The 25,311-nt window shown below is 45.1% G+C and carries 19 protein-coding genes; 12 read left to right on the forward strand and 7 right to left on the reverse strand.

Going from position 1 to position 25,311, the window contains the following annotated elements; genetic code table 11:
- The first annotated feature begins 107 nt into the window (after positions 1-107).
- Positions 108-1,364 (forward strand): NAD(P)-dependent oxidoreductase, encoded by a 1,257-nt coding sequence (locus tag FRZ06_00550; GenBank protein ID QOX61950.1) that lies wholly within the window; start codon positions 108-110, stop codon positions 1,362-1,364.
- Positions 1,365-1,507: 143 nt separating this feature from the next.
- Here the strand turns inward: FRZ06_00550 and FRZ06_00555 are convergent, their stop codons facing one another.
- On the reverse strand, positions 1,508-2,335 hold the full coding sequence (locus FRZ06_00555; protein QOX61951.1) for an alpha/beta hydrolase: 828 nt from the start codon (positions 2,333-2,335) through the stop codon (positions 1,508-1,510).
- A 74-nt stretch (positions 2,336-2,409) separates the two neighbouring features.
- The gene (locus FRZ06_00560) at positions 2,410-2,856 is read right to left on the reverse strand and encodes a helix-turn-helix domain-containing protein (GenBank protein ID QOX61952.1); all 447 of its coding nucleotides are present in this window, start codon (positions 2,854-2,856) and stop codon (positions 2,410-2,412) included.
- 512 nt (positions 2,857-3,368) lie between these two features.
- On the opposite strand from FRZ06_00560, the gene FRZ06_00565 reads away from it, so the two are divergent.
- Complete coding sequence (locus FRZ06_00565; GenBank protein ID QOX65773.1) at positions 3,369-3,581, forward strand: DUF4085 family protein; 213 nt, start codon at positions 3,369-3,371, stop codon at positions 3,579-3,581.
- Between the two features lie 17 nt (positions 3,582-3,598).
- Positions 3,599-4,411: an AraC family transcriptional regulator gene (locus FRZ06_00570; GenBank protein ID QOX61953.1), complete on the forward strand. Its 813-nt coding sequence runs from the start codon at positions 3,599-3,601 to the stop codon at positions 4,409-4,411.
- Positions 4,412-4,627: 216 nt separating this feature from the next.
- Here FRZ06_00570 and FRZ06_00575 read toward each other — a convergent pair whose 3' ends face one another.
- A complete protein-coding gene (locus FRZ06_00575; protein ID QOX61954.1) occupies positions 4,628-5,965 on the reverse strand; it encodes an NCS2 family permease in 1,338 nt (445 codons plus the stop codon).
- Between the two features lie 319 nt (positions 5,966-6,284).
- Between FRZ06_00575 and FRZ06_00580 the strand changes: the two genes are divergently transcribed.
- On the forward strand, positions 6,285-7,148 hold the full coding sequence (locus FRZ06_00580; protein QOX61955.1) for an EamA family transporter: 864 nt from the start codon (positions 6,285-6,287) through the stop codon (positions 7,146-7,148).
- A 20-nt stretch (positions 7,149-7,168) separates the two neighbouring features.
- Here FRZ06_00580 and FRZ06_00585 read toward each other — a convergent pair whose 3' ends face one another.
- The 4 genes from FRZ06_00585 to FRZ06_00600 form a co-directional block, all read right to left on the reverse strand.
- On the reverse strand, positions 7,169-7,765 hold the full coding sequence (locus FRZ06_00585; protein QOX61956.1) for a helix-turn-helix domain-containing protein: 597 nt from the start codon (positions 7,763-7,765) through the stop codon (positions 7,169-7,171).
- Positions 7,766-7,828: 63 nt separating this feature from the next.
- Entirely contained in the window at positions 7,829-9,871 is a 2,043-nt protein-coding gene (locus FRZ06_00590; protein ID QOX61957.1) for an ATPase, read from the reverse strand.
- 59 nt (positions 9,872-9,930) lie between these two features.
- Entirely contained in the window at positions 9,931-10,395 is a 465-nt protein-coding gene (locus FRZ06_00595; protein ID QOX65774.1) for a hypothetical protein, read from the reverse strand.
- A 68-nt stretch (positions 10,396-10,463) separates the two neighbouring features.
- On the reverse strand, positions 10,464-10,808 hold the full coding sequence (locus tag FRZ06_00600; GenBank protein ID QOX61958.1) for a GIY-YIG nuclease family protein: 345 nt from the start codon (positions 10,806-10,808) through the stop codon (positions 10,464-10,466).
- A gap of 207 nt (positions 10,809-11,015) precedes the next feature.
- On the opposite strand from FRZ06_00600, the gene FRZ06_00605 reads away from it, so the two are divergent.
- The 8 genes from FRZ06_00605 (at position 11,016) to FRZ06_00640 (ending at position 25,302) form a co-directional block, all read left to right on the forward strand.
- Positions 11,016-12,167 (forward strand): DUF362 domain-containing protein, encoded by a 1,152-nt coding sequence (locus FRZ06_00605; protein QOX61959.1) that lies wholly within the window; start codon positions 11,016-11,018, stop codon positions 12,165-12,167.
- 246 nt (positions 12,168-12,413) lie between these two features.
- A complete protein-coding gene (locus tag FRZ06_00610) occupies positions 12,414-13,583 on the forward strand; it encodes a response regulator (protein QOX61960.1) in 1,170 nt (389 codons plus the stop codon).
- Positions 13,584-13,756: 173 nt separating this feature from the next.
- Entirely contained in the window at positions 13,757-19,030 is a 5,274-nt protein-coding gene (locus FRZ06_00615; GenBank protein QOX61961.1) for an S-layer homology domain-containing protein, read from the forward strand.
- A 317-nt stretch (positions 19,031-19,347) separates the two neighbouring features.
- Entirely contained in the window at positions 19,348-20,499 is a 1,152-nt protein-coding gene (locus FRZ06_00620; protein ID QOX61962.1) for a SpoIIE family protein phosphatase, read from the forward strand.
- 115 nt (positions 20,500-20,614) lie between these two features.
- Complete coding sequence (locus FRZ06_00625) at positions 20,615-20,806, forward strand: rubrerythrin (protein QOX61963.1); 192 nt, start codon at positions 20,615-20,617, stop codon at positions 20,804-20,806.
- A gap of 36 nt (positions 20,807-20,842) precedes the next feature.
- Entirely contained in the window at positions 20,843-21,679 is an 837-nt protein-coding gene (locus FRZ06_00630; GenBank protein ID QOX61964.1) for an alpha/beta hydrolase, read from the forward strand.
- Entirely contained in the window at positions 21,669-23,288 is a 1,620-nt protein-coding gene (locus FRZ06_00635) for a diguanylate cyclase (GenBank protein ID QOX61965.1), read from the forward strand. The genes FRZ06_00630 and FRZ06_00635 overlap by 11 nt, the downstream gene beginning before the upstream one ends.
- A 157-nt stretch (positions 23,289-23,445) precedes the next feature.
- Positions 23,446-25,302, forward strand: coding sequence for a diguanylate cyclase (locus FRZ06_00640; protein ID QOX61966.1), 1,857 nt, complete (start codon positions 23,446-23,448; stop codon positions 25,300-25,302).
- Positions 25,303-25,311 lie beyond the last annotated feature (9 nt).

A 25,311-nucleotide genomic window follows, 5' to 3' on the forward strand; every position in this document is an offset into this window, starting at 1 on the left:
GATATTATATATAATATAGGAAAATCGTTCATAAGTTTTTTTCGGCAGGAGTATTGCTCCTGCTTTCTCACAATAAAGAGAAAGTATGAAGGCAAAGGAGGTAAGAAATGGCTTTGCATGTAGTAGATGAAGCAAAACGCTGCTTAAATTGTAAAAAACCATTATGTCAGGTAAAGGGATGCCCTATCAAAACACCGATTCCTGAAATGATTCAAGCGTTCCTTGGTGGAGAAATCAACAAGGCTGGTGAAATGCTCTTTGAGAATAATCCGCTTTCTCTCATCTGTTCATTGATCTGTGACCATGAAAAACAGTGTGAGGGTCATTGTGTGCTCAATCATAAAGGGATGCCCATTCATATCAGCAGCATAGAACACTATATTTCGGATAACTATCTTTCAAAATTAAAGACCGCTGCTGTTTCCTCAAAAAAGGGACGTATCGGTATTATAGGATCGGGGCCTGCGGGCCTTACAATTGCCATATTGCTTGCTCAACGGGGCTATCAAATCACAATCTTTGAGGGAAAAGACAAAATCGGCGGTGTTTTGCGATATGGCATTCCAGAATTCCGCTTACCAAAGTCCATTCTAGACCGGTATGAAAATCTGCTTGTGGACATGGGGATCAAAATACGGCCCAATACAGCGATCGGAACGGCGATCGGTGTGGATGAAATGATCCGGGATGGCTATGATGCTATCTTTATCGGTACCGGCATCTGGAAACCAAATACGCTGGGAATCAAAGGTGAGACGCTGGGAAATGTGCATTATGCCATCAACTACCTATCAAACCCCGATGTATATCATCTTGGCGATACTGTTGCTGTTATCGGGGCTGGGAACGCGGCGATGGATGTTGCCAGAACGGCACTCCGGGAAGGGGCGCGGCAGGTAACTGTTTTTGCAAGAGGAAACAAGGCGGCGGCTAGTAAAAGGGAGCTTGAGTATGCCCAGATAGACGGCGTCAAATTTGAATATAATAAGGCTCCTGTTGAATTCACGGATGAAGGTGTGATCCTGCAGGACATCGAACGAGATGAAACCGGCGCAGCTGTGTTTGTAGAGGGCACGCAGAAGCTTTACCGCGCGGACAGCACCATTATTTCCGTCAGTCAGGGACCACGGAATCGTATCGTTTCTACAACGACCGGACTTGACGTGACGCAAAGAGGCCTGCTGGTAACAGACCAGAAGGGCGAGACGACACGTCCGGGAATCTATGCTGCAGGGGACATCGTATTCGGTGCCAAAACAGTGGTTGAAGCAGCGGCTTATTCGAAGCTTGTCGCAGATGCGATGGATGAATATGTGCAGAACAAAAACAGAGATCAGAAAAACAGCAGTGAAGAAAGATCGTAAAAGTGCTGTTCAGATTCCCTCTTGTCCCATTATCTCAACCATTTACCGTAGTGGGTTTCTCCAAGTATGGAGAGCCGCACCGGCAGCAACACTGGTGCTGCAGTAAAATTCAGCACTTGTTGAAATTAATTCTCTTATCGAAATCAATACTTTTCCAGAAATGGAATGATATATTTCTGATTATTTGTAATCATATGACCGAGGTTCGGAAGCAGAAGCAATTCTGCTGATGGTACCAGGCGCGTGAGCCTTTGGGCGGACGCTTGTGAGTCGATGATCCAGTCATTTTCTCCGCCGACATAGAGCACAGGCATGGTCAGCCTGTACAACGCATCGTCTGAATGAACGGGAAGTTCCTGTATCGGCTCATAGTTTTCTACGATAAGGTTCAAGAAGTCCAGAGCTTCCTTTGGAATATTCTGCTCTCCTAAAATATCAGTATCGACCTCCAGAGTGTCGTCTGACTGACGTGATTGCTCCGCACTTTGAAGGAACTGCAGGCGGATCTCAGACAGTCCGGCAGATGCGATCAAAATCAGCTGCGATACTTTCTCGGGAAATGCAGCAGCAAACTTGATGGCGAGCCAACCTCCCAGGGAATTTCCAGCAATGGCTGCCTTCTTAAGACCAATTGCCTCCAGAACTTCCTTTAGCCAGAGCGAAAAGTCATCTGCGCGCAAATCCGGTCTGTATTCTTCGCTGTTCCCGGCTTCACCGATAATATCTACGGCGAAAACCCTGTAATTTTCAGAAAGTGCAGAAAGCTCAGGAAACCAGAATGCACTGTTGCTGCAAGAGCCGTGGAGCAGGATAATCGGCGGGTTCGATTCCTCTCCGGTTGTCAGCAGGAAGGTCTGTCCATAGCTGGTTTCCACATAGCGCTGTTCAAAGGGAAAGTGGCTCAATACTTTGTTATAGTAGCCCCGAATTTTGTCACGACCTTCTGTTGTTTTATATACACTTCTTTTCATATTAACTTACTCCTTTCAAATTTAGATTGTTAGGATTCCTTTGATCCTGTCATTTGTTATGCAATCCTTCTTTGTTAATTCGCAATACCCCGATCCTCTTGTGTTAAAGAGGCTACCGTATCCAGCATCACCGCCATAAATCCAATATCGCCCCACAATGTGATCCGAACCATGTTTTCCCGTTCGATATATTGTGATTGAATGGAAGACTGCCCATATTCCGGTGGCTTTGCGTTGGACACGGCAGTCAGCGTATTCATGATGCGGATCGCATCTTCTTTTCCATATACGGCAACATCAATAACGGATGAGGCGATGACTTTACGATTCCCTTGTTTGCTCTCTTCAGAGGTATGATCGCTGTTGCTCTGCATAAAAATGCTCAAATCATGCCCGGTTACCCGCCAGCCCTTGCCGATTTTCGTCGCACGCAGCTTTCCTTCTCTGATATACCGCTGGATTGTCTTGGGATGGATATCCAGCATTTCTGAGATCTGATCCACTGTATAATAATCTTTCATTGTAAAAACCACTCCTTATTGATTCGTTTAAAGTAATTATAGGGAATAATAAGTAATGTGTCAAGCGCCTTTTGATTTTTTACTCTTAGTTTGATATCCAAAATTATTCCAACGGTTGTAATCTGTTTTGCTTTCAAATATCAAAAATGTTAAGCTAAAACTAGTACTCTGCAACACCTAATTAGTTACATTGCCGCCGGTTAAATTTCCGTATGACTGTGTTGGCGCCACTCACCATAGCTACGGCTATGCCTCGATTAGATAAAAAACATTGCAGAAAAGCGCACTGCAGTCTACAACTGTATCAAACGTGGCTGGAGCTGTAGGACTGATAGAGAACGGACCGGAGGGAATGTTTATGAAGTATCTTACAAAAGATTGGTATGAGATCTGTCAGAGGACGGGTCTCCATTATGGAATGAGAGTGCACAGAGAGGCTGGCGCATTCAGTGAGACACTGTATCAGCGGCAGCAGTGAATTTGAGAATCGTTGGGATCAGTTCGTGATTCGCATGGATGCCCGGGGGAGCTTTACAGAATGCAATAAAGTTACATTTCAAAACGCTGACATCATAAAGCAGGAACCGAATATTACCGGCAGCAGCTGGCTTTACTGCGAGTTATACCGCATAGAAAACGGCTATGAGGTTCACATACTTTTTTGGGGGGAAGGAATGCCGGAGCTAATCCTTACCTGCAGTGACATCATGATGGAAATAGAATGAAAGGATCGGTGTGTATCATGGAACGAGCACAAGAGGAATTTATAAACAGGATTACAGCGGATGGTACCATGGAATTCAGCCGGAGCATTATTGAAGGTGTTGAAATTAAGCTGTGCAGAAATGATCCGCATATTTACAAGCATCATGTCCATAACGAACTGTCCTTAGGGTATATTTTAGAAGGATCAACGGAATTAACGCTGAATGACAGGACCATCCGATATCAGGCAGGAGACGGAGTATTGATTCCTCCTCTGATGACCCACAGGTGCGCTCCCAATGATATTAAGCATTGGTCGTATATCATGTTTTTTATTGATCCTGACTACTATGGCGATGTGGTGCGGTTTCATCAGGCCAGGAAGCTGCAGTCCGATGAGATTGAAAAACTGAAGGGATTCATTGAACAGATGCTTTCTGAACAGAATGCAAATGTGCTGGAGACGATTCTGATTGAGCTTCTGCTTGCGTTTGCTGAAATAGACAACACAGATACGACCGCGGAAGGTACTGATGAAAAAATCAGGACGATTCACGATTATCTGATTGAGCATGTCAGGGAAGCAGTTTCGTTGGAAGAACTTGAGCAGCTGTCAGGATTGAATAAATTTTCAATCATCAGGAATTTTAAGAAAATCTACGTTGCCACTCCTGCGGCATATCATCTTCAGTATCGGGTTGCTGAAGCGAAACGGTTATTAAAAGAAGGGGTTGACGTTTTTGATATTTGTGAGGAATTGAAGTTCTATGATCAGGCGCATCTGATCAGGGAGTTTAAGAAAATGTACGGTGTGACTCCAGGCTCCTATTTGGGGCAGCTTAATGATTAGAACCATTATTTTCATTTCAGTAGATTCTGAGACTCTGTTTTTGTGGTTCGCGGCTGTAATTTGATCATCGCTATTCAGGTGCTTTTTGCGAAGAGAGTAGCGATGATCACAGCGTTATGTGGAATTACCAACTGAGCCGGGGGAACAGTGGGTTTCCTACTTTGATTTTCTTTTGATTTTCTTTTCTTTGGAATAAGTGACCCTGATACGTCCCCGTTAAACCATGAAATGTATGATAAAGCACACTGCAAGGACATACATAACCGGATGAACTTCTTTCCCCCTGCCGGTGATGAGCTTTATAACGGTATAGCCGACAAAGCCGAAAGCGATGCCTTGGGCGATACTAAAGGTCAGAGGCATCAGGATGATCGTCAGGAATGCTGGCAGAGCTTCTGTAAAATCGTCAAATTTGATACTTACCACTTCACCCAACATCAATATCCCAACAATAACTAAAACGGGAGCGGTTGCCTGTGTCGGGATTAATAAGAAAAATGGTGCAAAGAACAATGTAAGCAAATAAAGAATTCCGGTGGTTACGGCGGTAAGACCTGTTCTGCCGCCCTCAGAAACACCGGTTGCACTTTCAATATAAGTAGTGACCGTAGACGTGCCTAAAACAGATCCGGCTGTGGCGGCGATAGAATCGCAGATCAAGGCTTTATCGAGATTTTTTATCTTTCCGTCTTTGCCTACCAATTTGGCTTTTCTGGACACGCCGATCAAAGTTCCGATATTGTCAAACAAATCTACGATTGTAATGGAAAATATTACTGCAAACAATCCATAACTGAATACGCCTTTAATATCCAACTTTCCGAAGGTTTCTGCAGGGACAGGAGGAATAATATTGAAAAAATCGCCTATGCCGGCAGGTACTTTTGTAATTCCCATAAACATCCCGATAACGGTAGTTGCCAGAATACCGATGAGGAGACCTCCCTTTATCTGTTTTGCGTAAAGCAGACTCGATAGGGCAAGTCCAATTAAAAATAAAACGACACCGGGGGTTTTTAGATCTCCCAAGCCAACAAAGTTAGACTGATCCGCTACGATAACACCAGCATTTTTAAATCCGATAAATGCGATAAAAAGACCGATGCCGACGCCAATTGATATTTTAAGGCATTCAGGAACACAGTCTATAATTAATTGTCTTACCTTCGTCACGGTCAGAATAATAAAAACTATGCCGGAGAGAAATACAGCACCCAAAGCGGTCTGCCAGCTTAAACCCATGGCGCCGCAGACCGTGTAGGCAAAGAAAGCGCTTAAGCCCAATCCGGGAGCGACGACGACGGGGAAGTTAGCGTACAGCCCCATAAGAATGGTTGCAAAAGTCGTTGAGATTATGACAGCGGCGATGGCACTGTCTTTCGGCATCCCTGCGTCGCCTAACATGCTGGGAACTACCGCCAGAATATAGACAGAAGCGATAAACGTTGTAATACCTGCTATAATTTCAGTTTTTACCGTGGTTCCATTTTCGGATAGTTTAAAAAACTTATCCAGGCTGCTGGTTGAACCAGTTGAAACGTTGTTGCTTGACATTAAAATTTACCTCCATATTAACAAACTAAAAATTAGTGTAACCCTAAACGGAGAATCATCAGGAATAACCTGTCCTATCTCTCTGAAAATCCCTCCTCCGTAATTCTCCCCGTAACATAATATCATGGTCTTATGCATATTCAAAATAAATTTCGGAATACGCATTTTAATTTTTTGATAGGAAAGGCTAGTTCCTCCGCACCCTTCATTAAATCAGCGATTCCATAGATTATGAAAAATTCATTCCGTATCAATTTTGTACAATACAAACCCTTCGAATTCGGCTAACCTTACGGTAGAAAAGAGAAGGAGTTTTGTTATGAATCAGCTAAAATTAATTGTGGTTATGGTTATCTGGGGGAGCATCGGTGTGTTTACGAGGTTCATTCCTTTGTCCGCCTTGAGCCTTGCATTTCTTCGTGCGTTAATTGCCTTGCCGGTACTGTTTGCTGTGATGAAAGGAAAGGGGCCGGATCGAAAGCCCTGGAAGCAGTTTCTCCCTTACATTCTTTCCGGAGTGCTGCTTGGGTTTGGGTGGCTCACCTTATTCTACGGGTTTAAGCATACCAGCATTTCTTCTGCGGTGATCATCTACAACATGTGTCCTGTGTATGTTATGATCCTTGCTCCAATGGTCCTAAAGGAGCGGATTACGAAGATGCAGGCTGGAGTAATCTGTATTTCTTTCTTAGGGCTTTTCCTGATCGTAGGACAGACTTCGTCCGAAGGCTATGGTTCTGTGGGGTTGGCGCTGAGCGCTGTTTCGGGTATGCTCTATGCAGCAATCGTACTAATCAACCGCAGCATCAAGGTGCGTGTGGATAATCATACGGCGACCTTTGTTCAGATTTTAACTTCCAGTCTGGTCCTGCTGCCTTTTGTGCTTGTGGAAGGGAACCTTGTTACCGTTTTGCAGCTGGATGCCAGGGCGGTGGTTTATACAGTACTGCTGGGTGTGCTTCATACTGGTGTAGCCTATACGATTTTCTTTTCTCTTTACGAGCATATGAAATCCATAGAGATTGTTCCCTACAGCTTTTTGGAACCGCTTTTCGGGATCTTATTCAGTGTGCTTTTGCTCGGTGAGATTCTGACAGTACCGCAGATTGCAGGAGGAGTTCTGATTTTAGGATCCAACTTTATTGGAGAGCGGTGTAAGAGCAAGAGCAAGGCTGCTTATTGATTTCGGCTTTGTTTGCGTATTCACCTAAGAGCCTTAGGATACTTCTGCAGACCATGTTTCGTACAATAAAGATACAGATCTCCCCGGTTCATCATCATGGGAATCCGCACTTCCGCACTCTGCTCTGGATACAGGCGGATCAGCAGCGCTCTGTCGTAGGACACATATGCCGCGAAGGAAATATAGTGGTCCTTCCGCATCTCATGCTCAATAGAGATAAAGTGATCCAGATCCATATCCTGAGCAGAAATTTTATGGTTCTCATCATGAGGCACCGGCTTCAGTGGTTTTAGTTTTCGTCCGCAGCAGGAAACGGAAGCGCTGCCGGTACTGGTCAGGATATTATTGCAGGCAGGGCAGACATAGAAGAGTGTTCGATCAATCTTTCCCACGTCAGGAAGATTCAAATCAAGTTTACCCTCCAGCATTTTCTGGATGTCCGCTCCCAGAACCGCCGCAAGATCAGACCAGAGGGAGACATCCGGGCAGCCTAAGCCGCACTCCCATTTGGATATGGTTTTATTGCTGACATTCAGCTGATCAGCCAGCTGCTGCTGTGTCAGACCTTTTTCCTTCCTTAGCTGAAAGATAAAATGGCCCACCTTGGCACAATCCATTTCAATCACCTCATTTTCTAACAGTACCTTATTCCCTTTGATCTCTTAGATTTTTATTACTGATCATAGATATCTTGCAATGACTTGAACCAGCCTCGACGGCAGCTGTGATAGATCTGTAATATCTAAAAAGCGTTCCTGGCCGTAAATGTCACAGATCATTTCCTTGTCCTGGCCGATGGCTGCCGCGAGAAATAGAATGCCTTTTCGGCTGTATTCGCTCAGCACACCTTTCATATCCTCTATGGCTTTCTCGCCGGTATAGTCTGGCATGGCTTTTGGCTGACCGTCGCTGATGCTGATGAGAAGCTTTGTTTTTTGAGGCGCTGCTGCCAGTTTTTCCGACAGGATGCGAAGCGCCATACCGTCCCTGTTGTTGCTTCGGCCTTGCATACTCATCAAGCTGTACTTGTCATTTAGACCAGGGTTCTCCCAGTCGATATAAGAGTACAGAGACATTCGTTCCAGCGGTGAGCGATCAGCTGTATCTCCGCAGATTATCGTGGAAATTCCGCAGTCTTTGCAAAACTCGTAGACTGCAATGGCTGCTTCCTTCGCTGCTTCCAGTCTGCCGAAGGCGCTCATGGAAGCAGACTCGTCAATGCGCAGTGCAACCGCAAGGGAAGGCTCTTCATCGGGGGGAGACTTCCGGGAGAAATACCGGAAATCAGGGGATGCTGCTTTCTCAGCATGGAATCTGGTGCCGTATAGCCTGGACTTTGAAATCTCCGCAGAAACTTCGTGTTCCAGCAGGGGAGAGGTTTTCCGTACCAGTTCCCGGATGACGGGCATGATTCTCGATTCGATGTCATGATATTCCCCATGTTGGGCCAGGGTGGATTCCGGTCTGTGAACAATCAGATTCACTTTTTCATGAGCAGAACCCTTTACCATTTCACGGGCTTGCTGGTTCAGATGTTTTCGAAAATCCTTCTTCTCCTGTTCCCAGTCTTTGTTTTCCTTATTGTTCAGTTCATGATAGTTGGGCGTTCCATCCTCTCCTCTGTCACTACTTTCTGTATCCATTGAAGTTTGGCAGGTCACATCGGAATGCCCTTCGCTGTCTGCTGCCTTTCTAAGCGCAACGGATGGGATATCGATTAGAGATTGCTCTGCTCCTTTTGTTTCGACCGTTCCCTCTGTATGAATTTCCATCACTTCTCCGTTGCTTTCGATGAAGCGTGCAGAAAGAGTCTCCAGCTCTGTCAGCAGCTCCTGCTTTGACAATGCCTGTTCCAGAATCAGGATTTCATCGGAGTCTGTGGTGATCTTATAGATCACTTTGTGATACAGCGCGTTGATGGTTTCCGTACCCTGCAGGACAGCATCCACCCAGAAAAAATAGGAACGCATTCCAGCGACGCCTTTGATAGCGTTTGCTTTTGCGGTTTGGTCCAATAACACAATAACACGTGCAAGGGTCAGCAGCAAGTCCTGATCGGTACACCCGGTCTTAGCCGCGGCGCGTTTCATCATGACTGTGATTTCTGGTAAATCCATTTTTTCACTGTGCTGTACCCGATCCCGAAGGGCTTCATTTAGAGGACGGCAGCCATTGTAACCGCGGTTTGTTGTGATGACCGCAATAAAATCCGGATGGCGGCGTACGATACGGGTTGGTAAATTGATGCTGCCATCCTGTTCCAGCGCTGAGTTCAGAGCCATGAGAACCGCTGCATCCCGTATTACCGTTGGCTCCTGAATTTCCAGCAGCCAACCATTTTCATATGCCCTGACGATCTCTGACGGGTAGTACTGATAGGAGACTGTATTTGTTTCAGTGGCATATTCATCCTCCGGAAGGACTGGAAGGATGGAACCAAGCACATCCGATTTATCCATGTCGGCAAAGCAGGTAACCTTTGTATAGGGAAGGCCGAAGTTCGCAGAGAGCGCCTTTGCAAGCTGTGTTTTGCCCGAACCCGCATCCCCTTCCAGCAGGATTGTTGTAATCTTCATTTCATCCCGATTCCAGTTTCGCTTCACCTCTGAGGAGATGCGTCGTTCTGCTTCGCTTTCAATATGAGTAGGCGGTTTTTGCCAGACCAGTTTTTTTTCTTCTTCTGTCAGTCGTCTGGCAGGAGACAGAAGCCATTGCTGTTGCATTTTATCGAGCTCCATTTCTTTTGGTTAAATACCAATCTAATGCGGTATCGTTTCTTGATTTAATAGTATTCCATTTCCTCTAAGATCCGGGACAATACCCGTAGCCGTTCGCCTGTGAGCTCGCCAAGATCGCTCAGTGACTGAGAAAATTTCTTGATATCTTCGTTAATATTAGGATTTTCCATGCAGACCGAGACCGGCATGACACCGCCCTGAATCCCTACACGCTCCACAGTCCGTTTCTCCGGATCGTAGAGTAGGGGAAGTCGATATGCTTCCCGGAAGTGCAGCATGGTGCGGCTTAAAAAAATCATCAGGTCCATCACCTGGTGAATGGGCAGTTCTGCACGGATTTCCAAATTGCCATCTGATGTTTGTTCCCAGATTTGTGCCGCAATTGGCATATTCTGATTGCCCTCCTGTGTGGGGGCTCCCAATGTCAGCCGCTTGATGTCAGACCGATAGGCGTCTCGCCCGTCGATCCGGTCGTATTGATCTGCGGTCATTACAATATTCTCGTTCATTATCGTGTTCTCATTCCTTTCAATATCCTCATTCATTTCCGTATCTTCATTCATTTCCGTATCTTTATTTATTTCCATATCTTCTTTGCCTTCGGATCTTCTGCAAGACACTGCTCCCGCAGTTCTTCCAGCTTCGCTGTATGATTATCAGCAGGATTATCATATTTCAGAACCTTCATAACGGAAATGTCAAAGTTTTCTTTCCCGTAAAGATTCCAAAGCTCCTGAAGCCTCTTGTTGGGATGGGTTTTCCCGGTAAGCTTTACAGTGGTGCTGTTAAAATCCGCTTTCGTATCATTTGATATCCCCAGGAAAGTTTCGCTTGTTACTGTGCAGCGGAATGAGATTACCCCCATTTCCGGCCGCCTGTTTTTATACTCTTCAAGGAGTTCTTTTTTTCGTTTCATGTCCATAGTGTTCACCTCATATTTATTGTATATGCTGTTTAAGAGGAAAACAATCTACGCTCCGTAGAGTCTACGAGCATATGATAATGGAAAATTCTGAAAGACGTCGAAAAAAGAATTGACCTAGAGCTCACTCTAAGCTGTATAATATATCGTACCTGCAGAATTTAAAGAAAATTCAGAGGATACGTATCAAAGAACAGGAGCGAAGTGATGGAAAAGACAAAGGTTTATTTTACAGATTTTCGAACTGTGGCCTTCGGAGACGGGCTGCCGGTCAAGCTAAAAAAGCTGATCAAAGAGGCTGGTATTGGTCAGATCGATATGAACGGAAAGTTTGTTGCGATTAAAATGCACTTCGGTGAGCTGGGGAATGTAAGCTTTCTTAGGCCCAATTATGCAAAAGCTGTGGCTGATGTCGTGAAAGAACTTGGCGGAAAGCCATTTTTGACAGACTGCAATACCATGTATCCCGGAAGCAGAAAGAATGCTTTGGAACATTTAGAATGTGCGTGGGAGAATGGTTTCTCGCCTTTGTCGGTAGGATGTCCCATATTAATCGGTGACGGCCTGAAAGGTACCGATGATATTGAGGTGCCTGTTGCAGGCGGTGAATATGTGAAACGTGCAAAGATTGGCAGAGCTGTTATGGATGCCGATATTTTTATTAGTCTGACCCACTTCAAAGGGCATGAAATGACAGGGTTTGGCGGAACGATCAAAAACATAGGAATGGGATGCGGTTCTCGTGCAGGAAAAAAGGAACAGCACAGCAGCGGTAAACCATATATTGAACCAGATCTGTGCAAAGCCTGCATGAAATGTCAGAAAGAATGCGCCAATGAAGGGCTGGTATTCGATGAGGAACTTAGGAAGATGACCGTAGATCAGGGTCATTGTGTAGGCTGCGGCCGTTGTCTAGGTGCGTGCAACTTCGATGCCATTGCGTTTGACAATGACGAGGCCAATGAACTTCTGAACCGCAGAATGGCAGAATATACAAAAGCAGTTGTTGACGGCCGGCCTAATTTTCATATCTCATTAGTAATGGATGTGTCGCCCAACTGCGATTGCCACGGAGAAAATGACGCGCCCATTCTGCCAGACTTGGGAATGTTCGCTTCCTTTGATCCGCTGGCCCTGGATCAAGCCTGCGTGGATGCTTGTCTGAAGGTAGCTCCGCTGCCCGGAAGCCAGCTTGCTGACAATCTTGCAAAGAAGGGATTTATTGATCACCATGATCACTTCATCAATTCCTCGCCGGAATCAGAGTGGCAAAGCTGTATGGACCAGGCAGAGAAAATCGGTTTGGGGACACGGGACTACGAACTTATTTCTGTGTTGCAGACCCATTCCCATCGTTGACAGGATTTCTTTTATCCTCGCAAATCAATAGGATACTTGTAAACCTGGTAATTAGTATTTCCTAATGAAAGACCCACTGTGCCAAACAGGAAAATCAAGCATATGACGCTTATCAATGAGTTATTGGTGGCGTCATTTTTTCTGCTTAAAATTCTATGCAGAAAATCATGTCGAAATCGAAAAATGGAAGATTGTACTAAAAAACCAGTTGGATTATAATAGAGGTAATTTGTTTTATTAATATGGATGAATAACAGAGAAATCAATGAAATTACACTGCGATACTTTTGCTTACGACAATATAAGGAGAGAAGTAATATGATAAAAGCAATTGTACTGGATGACGAATTGGCTGCAGGGAAATGGCTAAGCAGGAAGCTAAAGGAAACCGGTCGTGTTGAAGTGTTTTGCACCTTACAAAACCCTCTTGAATTAACAGAGAACTTAAATAAAAATCATATTGATGTGGTGTTTTTGGATATTGAGATGCCTGAGATTTCAGGAATAGAACTTGCCCTGCAGTTGAGTATGAAAGAAAATGCACCGGAGATAATTTTCGTGACAGCGTTCGATCGTTATGCACTGGAAGCGTTTCGTGCAGATGCCCTTGATTATCTGGTAAAGCCGGTAATTGACAGAGATCTGGAACGTGTTTTGGCAAAACTTGAGAAAAGGTTGAAAAGCCATACCAATGTTACGGAAAGGCCTCGGTCTGCAATCGAGAAGCGCTGCTTTTCCATATCCGATGTCAACCTGAATTTTCCAACTGCTAAGTGTGAGGAACTATTTCTATACATGCTGCTGAAGAACAAACAGTCGGTTTCCAAGTGGGAGATTATCGAGGACTTATGGCCAGGGAAAGGGTTGGGCAAGGGAGAAGCAAATATCCGCACAACAGCATTTCGCTTAAATCAGGTGCTGGACAAGCAGGGGCTTGATTTACGCGTGAAATCAACAAAAGGATATTACCACTTTTCTTCTGTTTTTAACAAAAACGAAATCGTTGCTGTTAGACCTTTTCCTCTGACAGAAGATTTGCAGCATATAGAAGCTTCTGCTGTGGAAATTCTAAGGCAACATAATTTTCTTAAAATCATGGAAGAAAAGGACTATCTTTGGGCCGTTATGCTGAAGGAGCATGAAAGTGCTTATTATAAATGGGCGATGGATTTGGTTGAGCGCCATCGTGATCGGGAAGCTTTATTTTTGCAGGCTCTGTGCTATTTACAGGAGCAATTTCCATGGAAAGAATCTCTCCTTGCGGAAATTTTACCACTGATAATGAAACTGGAGGGAGCCGTTGCACTGAAACACTTCTTTCGTCTCCAAAAGGAGGAACGTTCTCATATGGGAATCAAACTCAGCCAGGGAATTCGAGCTCTCTACGATAACCTACTAGATAGGTCCGAAATATAAAGAAAATTGTAGAAAAATAGAAAAAGATGTCATAATAAATCGAGTATGTAATTTTTTTGTAACTTTTTGCAGATATAATGAATCATTAAACCCAGATAATAAAAGGAATGATCATTGGGATCATTCCGGCAGGCAGGACTTTTACACTTGAACGTATGATTAGGGGGTAAAAAATGATTCGAAAAATGCAAAAAAAATTGACGGCAGTTTTACTGATCCTTACACTGACCGTAAGTATGCTGCCCGGGATGGCACAGGAAGTCTGGGCTGATCCCGGTGGAGCTGATCTGTCCTTAAGGACCATTGGCACTCATGTATTCAATTCCGTGACGGAAGGCTACGGGACGCAGCCGTTTCACCAGGAAACTATGGACAATACGGGCGATGACGGCACTGGCGAGTTGACAATCGAACTTGGCGGAGCAAATCCCGAGGCTTTCACACTTTCAAAAACGAGTATTACCAACATCGAAGCGAATAAAAGCGACTATTTCAATATTACTCCGAAAACAGGCCTTACGGCCAATACCTACACGGCTACAGTCACCGTTTCGGGACCTGGTGTGACAGCGAATAGCTTTGATGTGAGATTTCTTGTGAGTCCGGCAGGAACAACCTATACTGCTACCATCAGAACATATATTGACGATACAAGTTCTGATGTGACGGGAAAAGTAGAGCTTTGGAAAAACGGCAGTCTTGCAGCGGAGGCGGAAAAGACTGAAACTGGAGGATATACAACCGACGTACCCAATGGAGACTATTGGGTTTATATCAATAATGTAGATACTGGGCGGTCGATCTCCATTAACGGGGGCCCTCTATCTGTCGAAGTGGATTATTACACGGTAAACTTTTCGTCCATAACAGCAGGCACTGCAGATGCAAGCAACGTTACCGCAACAGCCAATGGTGCTTCCATCAGCAGCGGAACATTGGTACTAAAAAATGCAAGTGTCATTTTTACTGCAAAGGGGAAAGGTTCCGCCAGCTATACCTATGGGTGGAATGATGCAGGTAGCACCACAAATGCAACACTGAGCATCGCATTTCTGAAGACTCCAGTAGACCTTATCTGCACTGTTACCGGCATAGGAGAGCCACCTGCAGAGCCGGATTACGACATCAACGGAGACGGTTATCTGTGGACTGGAAACAGCGAAAAGATTGTTTTATCAGGTGATAACGACATACTAACGATTCATAAAAAGCCGACAAGCTATATTCAGATTGAAATTGAATCAGAAGATGGATCGACGGTCAAAATCAATGGAAATTCAATTGCCTTCGATGAGATGAACATTGTTGTTCTTAATAATATTGCACTCACACTTGATAATGTAAATGTCACTGCGCCTCCTGAGTCTGTCAATCCTGATGCTCAGTCCAGAATTGCACTGTTGCTCAATAAGGCACAAAAGGATTTAGAGCCGACGGAACTCAACATTGGAGGGAATTGTTTCCTTAACGGCAGTGAAGCAGGTCATGGAATTTCTTCCTATGAAGAGCTTCGAATTACCGGGTCCGGGACGCTCAATGCAAGAGGAGGAGACCGTACCTCCGGTACCGGCAACGGTGGCAGTGGTATTTATACAGATGGTTACAGGGTAGCTGGAAACGATGCGAAGCTGCTCCTGGACGGCGGTGTTACAGTGAATGCTGCAGGCGGAGACTCGCAGAGTGAAGAGGGCGGAGTGGGAATTCATGCTGCCTTTGGAGTTTTGATCATACGGAATGCCACGGTTAGCGCAACGGGCGGAAAGAGTACCGGTTCCACTGGCATTAAGCGAAATGGTGGTGCGGCGCTTCAAGCCTCATTTAACGGAACGACCTTGCTGCAGGGAGGGAGTGTTATTATTGAAGATAGCACAATAACTGCTCGGGGCGGCAATTCTGCAAGTGGATCAGGAGGAACAGGTATTTACGCTCTCAGCGCGCTGGCCATAAACGGTAGCAGTACCATTGATGCTGAAGGAGGAAATAGTGATTCCGGTAGCGGAGGTACAGCGTTATATGCAAATATAGGAGAGCTCAATATCCACGGTGGAACCATCAATGCAACGGGAGGGAATAGCACCTCTGGAGCGGGAGGTACAGCGCTATGTACAAATGTGGGAGAGCTCAACATCCACGGCGGAATCATCAATGCAACGGGAGGGGATAGCGCCTTTAGCAGCGGCAGTCCAGCGCTGTATGCATATCTGGATGACCTCAGCATCAGCGGTGGAACAATAACTGCCAAAGGCGGAAACGGCGCGGTCAACGGCTCCCATGGGATTTATACTCAGTGCGGTGCTGTAACCATCGGAAGCGGTGCCAATGTGACAGCAATCGCAGGCAACGGTACCACTGGCCTTGGTGGTGTAGGAATTCGGGCGTACGGCTCTCCCGGCGGTACAGGATCTTCCCCGGGAACCGTCCAAATTGCAGCCAATGCAGGTGATATCTATGTCCGGGGCGGGCAAGGAGTCTCTGCTGAGAGAGATTCCATCATGGGTCATTTTATTTATGTCGCAACGGGAAACATCGGTTCTATCTTGATGGAACTGGGTGCAGCTCATGTGATTCAGAATGTCCCCGGAGGAGATGATCTATATCATGTTAAGGCTGCAGTGAATCCGGCTGCAAAGGTTGTGATTCAATCCAGCGTAAATGGATCCAAAGGAGACTATCTCTATCGGGCACCCACAAAAGAGGACGGGTTGGCCTCCCTATGGCTGCCTGCCGGAGAAAAAACGCTGAGGGCAGAGGATTATGATGCAGGAACATTAACCGTTCCTGTGGGTGGAAGCCCAATGCCGGAAATAACGCTGAGTCTTGGTGCGAAAGATCCAGTCGTTACCGCGCATAACACAGCTGAACTGAAAACCTACATATCAGCCTCCTATGTTACTACAATCAATCTCGTTGAGGGAACTGTATATGATTATGATGGGGCATCAATTACTCGGGCTCTAACCATCAATGGAAACGGAGCTACTCTTAATGCAGGAGCGGGAATTGACAGCATCGTTGTCAAAATGACAGATGGCAAGGTACCGAATGCGGAGGGGAAAGTCTTCCTGGAGGTTCAGGGTACGGGAAGCAGTCTCACACTGAAGGATGTGACAATTCAGGGTGGAGGTACGCTGTTCTTATGCGGAATTAATGCGAAAACCGGCGCTGCAGTAAGCTTGGAGAATGTAACTTTTAAGGGCTTCCATGCAAATATAGCCAGCGAAGGCATTGTTAATAACTTTGGCGTTCACGCAGAGCCAGAGGCTACATCTTTGATCGTCAAAAACTGTGCATTTGATTCTTCCAATGCATTCAGAAATGCGGTTGCCGTGCGAGGCGGAACTGCATTGATCGAAAACAGCACCTTTATTGGTACTGCAACACCGGAACTTCTCAATGTGTCTGATGGATACGAGTATGGGGTCTATTTGTACGGAGGAACTTCCACAGTCAGAAACAATACGATGAGCGGTTATGACGGCGCGCTGATTCCAGGATACCTGAGCGGCTCCATTGCGACAGCTGCGTATTACGATATTGATGCAGAAATAACCGGAAACAAATTGTCGGACAGCACCGTCGGAATAAACATTGTGGGCGCATGGCATATCTTGTCCTACCCCTGCAAGGCAACTGTAAACGGTATTGCGCTAAACTCCAGTGAGCATGCCTATCTTCTCGGAGAGAAACTTTCAGTCCAAAATACGATTGCCAATAATATGGAAGGCAGTATTCAACTGAATCTCGATCAGAATGATTACTATACAGATACGACGGTTACACCACCGGAGAATTTCGGAACACCAGTATATTTTGGAGGCTTCCTTAAGCTGAAGGAAAAAAGCAAATCATCTGCAACTCTGGAATTTTTCGATTCCAAAACAGCAAAAGCAGCAATTGCAAACCAGAAATCTATGATCCTTCAAGTTTCGGGGGATAATGGAGCGAGCTGGACAACAGCCGCTGTGACAGCGCCGCTGACATCAAATTCGACGGGAGCTGTGGTAAGCCTTGCTTCAGGGAAGACTTACCTTCTGCGGACGGTAATGACAATTACAAGCCAGACGATGCCCAATGACTCCTTGCCCGATGTGTATACACCAGCTGACATTGTATGCTATTCCAATGCAGTCAGTGTGACCATTGCAGCAGGAGGAGGCTCATCAAGCGGACCGAAGAGTCCCCCGGCAGCAAACAGTGGAGCAGAGGTAATTGTCAACGGAAGGATCCAAAACGCAGGATCAGCAGAGACTGTAAAAGGATCTGACGGACGAACCACCACAACGGTAACGGTGGATTCAGCAAAATTGGAGGCCATATTGGCTACGGAGAAAAAAGGGGCAACTGTAGTTATCCCAGTGACGGGAGGTGCGGATACTGCAGCGGGCAAGCTCACCGGTGAGATGATTAAAAATATGGAACAGCAGGAGGCAACTCTTGTCCTCAAAAACGATACGGCATCCTACACGCTTCCAGCAGCACAGATCAACATCAGTGACGTATCCAGGCAGCTTGGGACAAGCGTTTCTCTTGCGGATATTGCTGTAGCTGTCAGTGTGTCGGAGCCGGACAAAACAATGGCAAAAGTGGTCGAAAGCGCTGCTTCAAACGGCGGATATACCATCATGATTCCAGCAGTAGACTTTACCATCACCTGCACCTATGGCGGACGTACGGTTAATGTCAGCGGATTTAACTCCTACGTGGAGCGTACCATTGCCATACCTGACGGAGTGGATCCCAAGAAGATCACTACAGGCGTTGTGGTTGATCCAAAGGGTACCATTCACCATGTTCCAACCAGAGTGACCGTAATAAACGGAACATACTATGCAGTAATCAACAGCCTGACAAACAGCACCTATTCCGTTATCTGGAATCCGGTTGAGTTCGCGGATATGAAAAAGCATTGGGCTAAGGATTCTGTTAATAATATGGGATCCAGAATGGTTGTTACAGGGGTTGGAAGCACCAATTATGCACCGGCAAGAAATCTTACCCGGGGCGAGTTTGCCGCTATTCTCGTGAGAGCTCTTGGACTGGAACCGGGAATCGGCAGCCATAAATTCAGTGATGTTACTACGACTGACTGGTACTCCGGCTATATTAAGACGGCGGCGGAATATGGCATCATAACGGGATATGATAACGGTAATTTCGGTCCTGATGACACCATTACCAGAGAACAGGCAATGGCTATGATTGCACGTACGATGAAACTTACCGGTCTTAATTCCGGCCTGGCTACCGGCGAAGCAGGTCAGTTGCTGAAAGGATTTACGGATGCTGCGAAGGTTTCCGCTTATGCCAGAGACAGCATCGAAGCATGCCTGAAAACCGGCATTGTTACCGGAATCAGTGCAGACAAGCTTTCTCCGAAAAACAATATCACGCGGGCCGAGGCTGCTGTTATGGCAGAACGCCTGCTTCAGAAATCAAACCTGATCTAACAGCCTTGCGGCATTCCGGACTGAATTCTGTTTCATGCAGAATTCAGTCTTTTTTCGTTACCATGGATGTTGAGGCTGAATCTTGTCGGTTGAGGCTGAATCTTATCTCATGAAAGAATATGCTCTGTCATTATTCCGCAAAATATAGTATGATATACTGTACAACATTTTTATGTTAACTGGACGCTTTCTGTCCGTTGTTTAAGAACGACTTGCCAGGAAAAGTGCCAATAGGCTTATTTCGTAAAACTATTCGGGAAAAAGTGCCAATAGGCTTGTTCCGTATTAATTATTAAAGGAAATCGGAGGAGACAGCATTGGAGAAGTGCATAAATACAGCGGAAATATATGAAACGATTACGGCTATCATTGACGATCACGTTCTGGTTTGCGACAGGGAAGGAAGAATTGCTTTCTCCAATCGGGCAATCCAGGAAAGTTTGGGATATACCGATTCAGAACTTGCTGCCTCTGCCTTCCTCGATTTGATCGCGGATATTCATAGGAATAAGGCAAAGACAATGTTGGAAACCGTATCTTCCAACCCTTCTGATTGGGAAGAGTTATTGTTTCTCGGAAGAGATGATATGGTTCGGCTTCACCTAAAATTTTTTGAGAAGGGGAATTTGATCTATTTACTTGGAAATGAAAAAAGTGCGGAGTATGAGCGAATTAAAAAGAAAATTGATACAGAGATAACGAACGCGGTAAAGATTCATAGACGTTCCCTGCCAGCCAGCCTTCCTCAGTCAGAGCGAATTTCATTTGCTTCCTTATATATTCCCGCAGAGGAGCTGGGAGGCGACTTGTTTGATGTTTTTAAAGTGGACAATGGACTGCTGGATGATTATTTTGAACAGTACGTTTGTTTTGTAGCAGATGTTTCCGGACATGGACTGGATAGTGCAATGCTTGCAATCTTCGTGAAAGATACTATCAGAAGTTACTTCCGCTTGAAGCATATACCGGGTCAGCTGCTGTCACCCAAAGAGATCATGCTGTTTTTCATCGAGCAGTATCGCAAGGAAGGTTACCCGGAAGAGTATCTGGTTTGCTTGATCATTGCAGTTTTTGATCTGAAAACAAAGGAACTTACTTACTGTAATGCGGGACTTCATATCTGTCCGCTGTTAGTTACACAGGAGGAGCGGATGATAGAACTGGGTAAAGCGGGCTTCCCCATAACCACAGCGCTGAATGCTGATTTGTTTGAATACGAGGACACGACTTATCCTCTCCTTCCGACCTTGACTTTGTTTTTCATGTCTGACGGATTGCCTGAACAAAGGGCCGGAAATGAATTTTACGGAGAGAGACTGAAAAAACTGTTTCCCGAAATTCATCGTCTGAATCCTGCAGGGATGATTCAGCGGATAGAAGAAGATTTCAATGATTTCCTTGGTTGTGAGAAAGTTAGAGACGATATTACATTAGTTGTCGCAAAGCTTCTGCCAACGGTGAATAAATGATCAGGACGGCTGAATTTACAGTAACTTTCGTTCTGCCACGGCTCGTTTTGTACGAGCGTATAGCTGGCATATATTTTGACAGGCATATTACTGGCATATAGAGGAGGAGAAGAAGATGCAGGAGATTCTGGAAGGGATTCTTGAGGCGATAGAAGATGAGATCAGAGCACAGAGGAATTACCAAAGCCTGGCGGATAAAGCAAAGGACCCGGGTGTCAGAAAATTCTTTGAGCAGCTTAAATTAGAAGAGGAAGAACATGAACGGGTGCTTCGCACGCGTTATGAAGCGTTTTCAAAGATGCGTTAAATTATTATGATATTTGGCTGTAGAAGGAGGCTGCTTGTGGGTAATATCATGCAAAGAAATCATGTCAATATCCTCGGAGACGGGAAGCAGACTGTGGTTTTCGGACACGGATTTGGTTGCTCTCAGGATATTTGGAGATATTTAGTACCCAGTTTTCTAAAAGACTACCGGGTTGTTTTATTCGATTATGTGGGCTCAGGCAAGTCTGATTGTTCCGCATACGATGGGGCGCGTTACAGTTCCCTTGAGGGCTACGCTGAAGATTTGCTGGAGGTCCTGGAGGAATTGAAACTTGGCCCGGTTGTTTTTGTCGGCCATTCTGTCAGTTCTATGATTGGCTTGCTCACTTCCGTCAAGAAACCGGAACTGTTTCAGGCTTTGATTATGATCAGCCCGTCTCCCAGGTATCGGAATGATCTTCCGGACTACTATGGGGGCTTCAGCGAAGACGATATTCGGGAATTGCTGCAGCTGATGGAAAAAAACTTTGTGGGCTGGGCAACTGCAAGCGCCGCTGCTTTGATCAATACACCGGATCAACCTTCTCTTGCAAGGCAGTTAGAAGAGACCTTTCATGCTGAAGACCCGGTGATTATGAAGAATTTTGCCAAGGCAACTTTTCAGTCAGATCACAGAAAGGACTTATCGGAGGTTTCAATTCCTTCTCTGATCATCCAATGTTCCGAAGACAGCATTGTACCCATTGAGGTGGCAGACTATCTCCATGCTCATATTCATGAAAGCAGTCTGCAGGTGATTAAAGCAAAGGGCCATTACCCTCAATTGAGCTGCCCAAAGGAAACGGCGGATGTCATAATCAATTATCTTTCAGACGGGAATAAAAGCAAACAGGGGTTTTCACGTGGACAGTAGTATGAAAAACGCTCCCTGCGGTTTTGTGATATTGTCAAATCAGGGAGAGATTCAGGAAGTGAATGATACATTTTTGAATATGACCGGCTATGGAAAAGAGGACCTGATGCACAAGCATTTAGAGTCCTTTTTAACGATACCAAGCAGGATTATGTTTCACTCATTATTTTTTCCTCAAATCAGGCTTAACGGACGGATCGAGGAGCTCTATCTCACGATATCATCGAAAAACGGCTCCCTTTCGGTGCTGCTTATGGGCAGTAAAAGCCAGCTTAGGGACAGGGAAGTCATCGACTGCATGATCATCAGAATGAGTCAGCGGGATGATTATGAAAAGGAGCTTCAATTTATCAAAAAGGAATTGGAAGGCGCTTATCTAGCCGAGAATAAGCTCAGAAAACTCTTTGAAACGACATTGTTCTCCATCAATGAAGGAATTATCGTTACCGATGAAGCTGGCATGATCACGATCATGAATCCACTTGCTGAGAAATTCACTGGCTGGAAAAAAGAAGCTGCAAAGGGCAAGGCATTTGATGAGGTGTTTCAATGCGTCGCCAGCAAGACAAGAGAAAAGCAGTCTGGCATGGTCCTAAATGTTATTGAAACCGGCACAAATAAGGATGTCTTTGATGATTTGATCTTACTCTCCAAAGATGGAACGGAGCGGTTTGTTTCCGGAACTGCAGCAGCGATCCGTTCAGAGGATGGCAGCATTTCCGGCGTAATTTCTTCTTTCAGAGATATTACAAAGGAATACCTCCAGGAAAAAGAAATCGATCACTTCCTGAATGTAAATCTGGAAATGCTTTGTGTTATGAATGGCAGCGGAGAATTTCACAAGATCAATAAGAAGTTCGGCAGTACCCTTGGCTACAGCGCAGAAGAGCTTCTGGGCAAGAGTTTTCTAAAATTTGTCCATGAAGAAGATGTGGCGGATACCTCTGATGCAATTATGACACCCGGTTATAGCCACGAACCTTATGTTTTCACCAACCGTTTCCTCTGCAAAGATGGATCCTATAAATACATTGAGTGGTACCGTCAGCCCGTGGAAGGACACTATATTTATTCTTCCGCCCGAGATGTGACGGAAAAGATATTGAAAGAGAACAATCTTATGAATATAGCGGTCAAGGATGAATTGACCGGTCTTTATAACAGACATTTTCTGATTTCTTACCTGGAAAAGGAAATGCGGTCTGAACTGGAAAATACGCCCATGATCATGGCAATTATGGACTTGGATCATTTTAAGCTTGTGAATGATACCTGGGGACATCCGGTAGGGGACCAGCAGCTCAAACATACAGCGGGAACAATTCTGAATGCTGTGCGGAAAACGGACATGCTGATCCGATTTGGAGGTGAGGAATTTCTGTTGATTTTGCCCAGGACTTCCGCTGAAGCAGCAGAAAGAGTACTTGAAAAGGTCAGAACATCGGTGGAAACGAACCATCATCCTGTTACCGGAAGGCAGACTGTCAGTATCGGAATTGCAGAATACCGCAAAGGAGAGTCATTTTCTGAATGGTACCGGCGCGCAGATGGCGCATTGTATCATGCAAAGGAAACCGGGAGAAACCGTATTGTTGTTTCTGATGAGTAAAAATTGGTTCGAGTGGTAAAAGTCTGGATGAGGAATTTAAAAAAATGGAGGTTTTTCTGTTAATTTGTCGAAAATAATATTTTTCGGAAGGAATGGAATTCAACGTGTCGTATGGTAAAATTGTTAGCAGGATTATGTTCAAAAGGAAAGACACCATATGAGAAAGAAACATACAGCAATTTTTGTACTGATTGTTATCATCTTTCTATCGTTGATTTCAATTTTTATCAGCAAGCCTACAGATTCATACCCTCCTGAAATAACAGGGGGTGTTTTGGATTTGCGTGATTGGTCGTTTGAGAAGGATGGAATGGTAACTCTGAAGGGAGAATGGACATTCTACTTTAACCAATTCCTGACTCATTCGGACTTTATGTCAGGCAACTGCCCAAAACCAATTTTGGTCCAAGTTCCTAGCACAAGAAAGAGCATGGCGGAATCAAAGCCCTTCAACGAAAACCAGTATTATGGAACATTGCGCCTTGTAGTGAAACTTCCGGATCAATGGAAGCCATATGGCCTGAAAACGAATATCATTCTCACATCCTACCAGCTCTACATCGACGGAAGATTATCTGGAGAAGTGGGGAAGGTTGGCACGAGCAGAGAAAACAGCAAACCATACTATAACATTCTCACCACCTATTTCAATCCTGAACAGAATGAAGTGGAACTCATTTATCATACCTCAGACTTCTGGGCACAGGATAGCGTGATAACTGCTCCCAAACTTGGACTGGCTCAGCAGATTTCAAGAGAGCAGCAGATTGGTTTGGGAAGAGATTTGTTCCTGTTTGGTATGCTTCTTATAATGGGAATTTACCACGTCGGCTTATACTTTATGCGTTCCAAAGATCCTGCACCGTTATACTTTGCTGTTTTTTGCCTTTTATTTTCCCTTAGAATGCTTTTGGTGGGAGAACGCTTTTTGCCAAGCCGCCTTGAACTGGACTTTTTTTTATATGGACGCGTAGCATATTTGTGTGTTTTTATTGGATTTACGGCGTTGTGCGGTTTTCTTTACTATACCTTAGAAGGTTTGTTTCCCAGATGGTTTCTCAAGGCCGGAACGGCTCTGGGACTTGTATTTGGGATCTTAATGCTATGGATTCCTTATTATCTGGCTGACCGGATGCTTATGGTGTACGCTGCAGCGGGGTTTGCGCTGATGGGTTATTCGATAATCCGTTTGGCGGTAGGTGTACTGAGGAGCTATCCCTTTGCCCAAACGGTTCTCTTGGGCTTTGCAATGCTTGGGATCACCTTTATCAATGATTTTGTGTATCAGATAACCCTCTCCAATACTCCCTCTCTCATTCCACTGGGCGTAATCGTTTTTACATTTACTCAGGCATATACACTGTCTGCAAGATTCTCCAGTGCCTTTACGGATGCCGAAAGACTGTCTGTTGAAAATCAAACGATTCTGCAGGAACTCAAGCTCATGAACAGCAATCTGGAGTCCCTTGTAGAAGAACGAACTTCAGATCTGCAGAAAGCTTTCAAAGAGATGGAGGCCATGTCAAAAACGGATTATTTGACAAAACTCCCAAACCGAAGGTTTGCTCTTGCAAAAATTGAACAGCTTAAGGAAGCGGGAAAGAGTTTTTGTATCGGCCTGGCAGATATTGATTATTTTAAGGAGATCAATGACCGCTACGGGCATATGAAAGGGGATGAAATCCTGATTCAGATCGCAGGAATACTGCAGCACTCCGTTGGAGACAGCGGGTTTGCAGGAAGATGGGGAGGAGAAGAATTCCTGCTGCTGCTGGAGATAAATGAGCTGAAGGCAATTCAGGAAAAAGCAGAATCAATTCGCAGGTCAGTGGAAGACTATAGGTACAGTGATATCGAGGAACATATTACAATTACAATAGGTATATGTCTGTATGCGGAAGACATGTCTGTGAGCACGATGATTGCTAAGGCAGATCAATACTTGTATCAAGGAAAGGCCGCCGGCAGGAACCGATGTGTCATTGACGGATCTGTACTGCAGCCAGCAGGATAAGAGTCTTGT

It is taken from the genome of Clostridiales bacterium, assembly GCA_015243575.1.
GTDB lineage: Bacteria > Bacillota > Clostridia > Peptostreptococcales > Anaerovoracaceae > Anoxybacterium > Anoxybacterium hadale.

Coding starts and splice junctions, on each gene's coding strand:
- FRZ06_00550 (QOX61950.1), top strand. CDS start 108: ATGGCTTTGCATGTAGTAGATGAAGCAAAACGCTGCTTAAATTGTAAA.
- FRZ06_00555 (QOX61951.1), bottom strand. CDS start 2,335: ATGAAAAGAAGTGTATATAAAACAACAGAAGGTCGTGACAAAATTCGG.
- FRZ06_00560 (QOX61952.1), bottom strand. CDS start 2,856: ATGAAAGATTATTATACAGTGGATCAGATCTCAGAAATGCTGGATATC.
- FRZ06_00565 (QOX65773.1), top strand. CDS start 3,369: ATGGATGCCCGGGGGAGCTTTACAGAATGCAATAAAGTTACATTTCAA.
- FRZ06_00570 (QOX61953.1), top strand. CDS start 3,599: ATGGAACGAGCACAAGAGGAATTTATAAACAGGATTACAGCGGATGGT.
- FRZ06_00575 (QOX61954.1), bottom strand. CDS start 5,965: ATGTCAAGCAACAACGTTTCAACTGGTTCAACCAGCAGCCTGGATAAG.
- FRZ06_00580 (QOX61955.1), top strand. CDS start 6,285: ATGAATCAGCTAAAATTAATTGTGGTTATGGTTATCTGGGGGAGCATC.
- FRZ06_00585 (QOX61956.1), bottom strand. CDS start 7,765: ATGGATTGTGCCAAGGTGGGCCATTTTATCTTTCAGCTAAGGAAGGAA.
- FRZ06_00590 (QOX61957.1), bottom strand. CDS start 9,871: ATGCAACAGCAATGGCTTCTGTCTCCTGCCAGACGACTGACAGAAGAA.
- FRZ06_00595 (QOX65774.1), bottom strand. CDS start 10,395: ATGAACGAGAATATTGTAATGACCGCAGATCAATACGACCGGATCGAC.
- FRZ06_00600 (QOX61958.1), bottom strand. CDS start 10,808: ATGGACATGAAACGAAAAAAAGAACTCCTTGAAGAGTATAAAAACAGG.
- FRZ06_00605 (QOX61959.1), top strand. CDS start 11,016: ATGGAAAAGACAAAGGTTTATTTTACAGATTTTCGAACTGTGGCCTTC.
- FRZ06_00610 (QOX61960.1), top strand. CDS start 12,414: ATGAATAACAGAGAAATCAATGAAATTACACTGCGATACTTTTGCTTA.
- FRZ06_00615 (QOX61961.1), top strand. CDS start 13,757: ATGATTCGAAAAATGCAAAAAAAATTGACGGCAGTTTTACTGATCCTT.
- FRZ06_00625 (QOX61963.1), top strand. CDS start 20,615: ATGCAGGAGATTCTGGAAGGGATTCTTGAGGCGATAGAAGATGAGATC.
- FRZ06_00640 (QOX61966.1), top strand. CDS start 23,446: ATGAGAAAGAAACATACAGCAATTTTTGTACTGATTGTTATCATCTTT.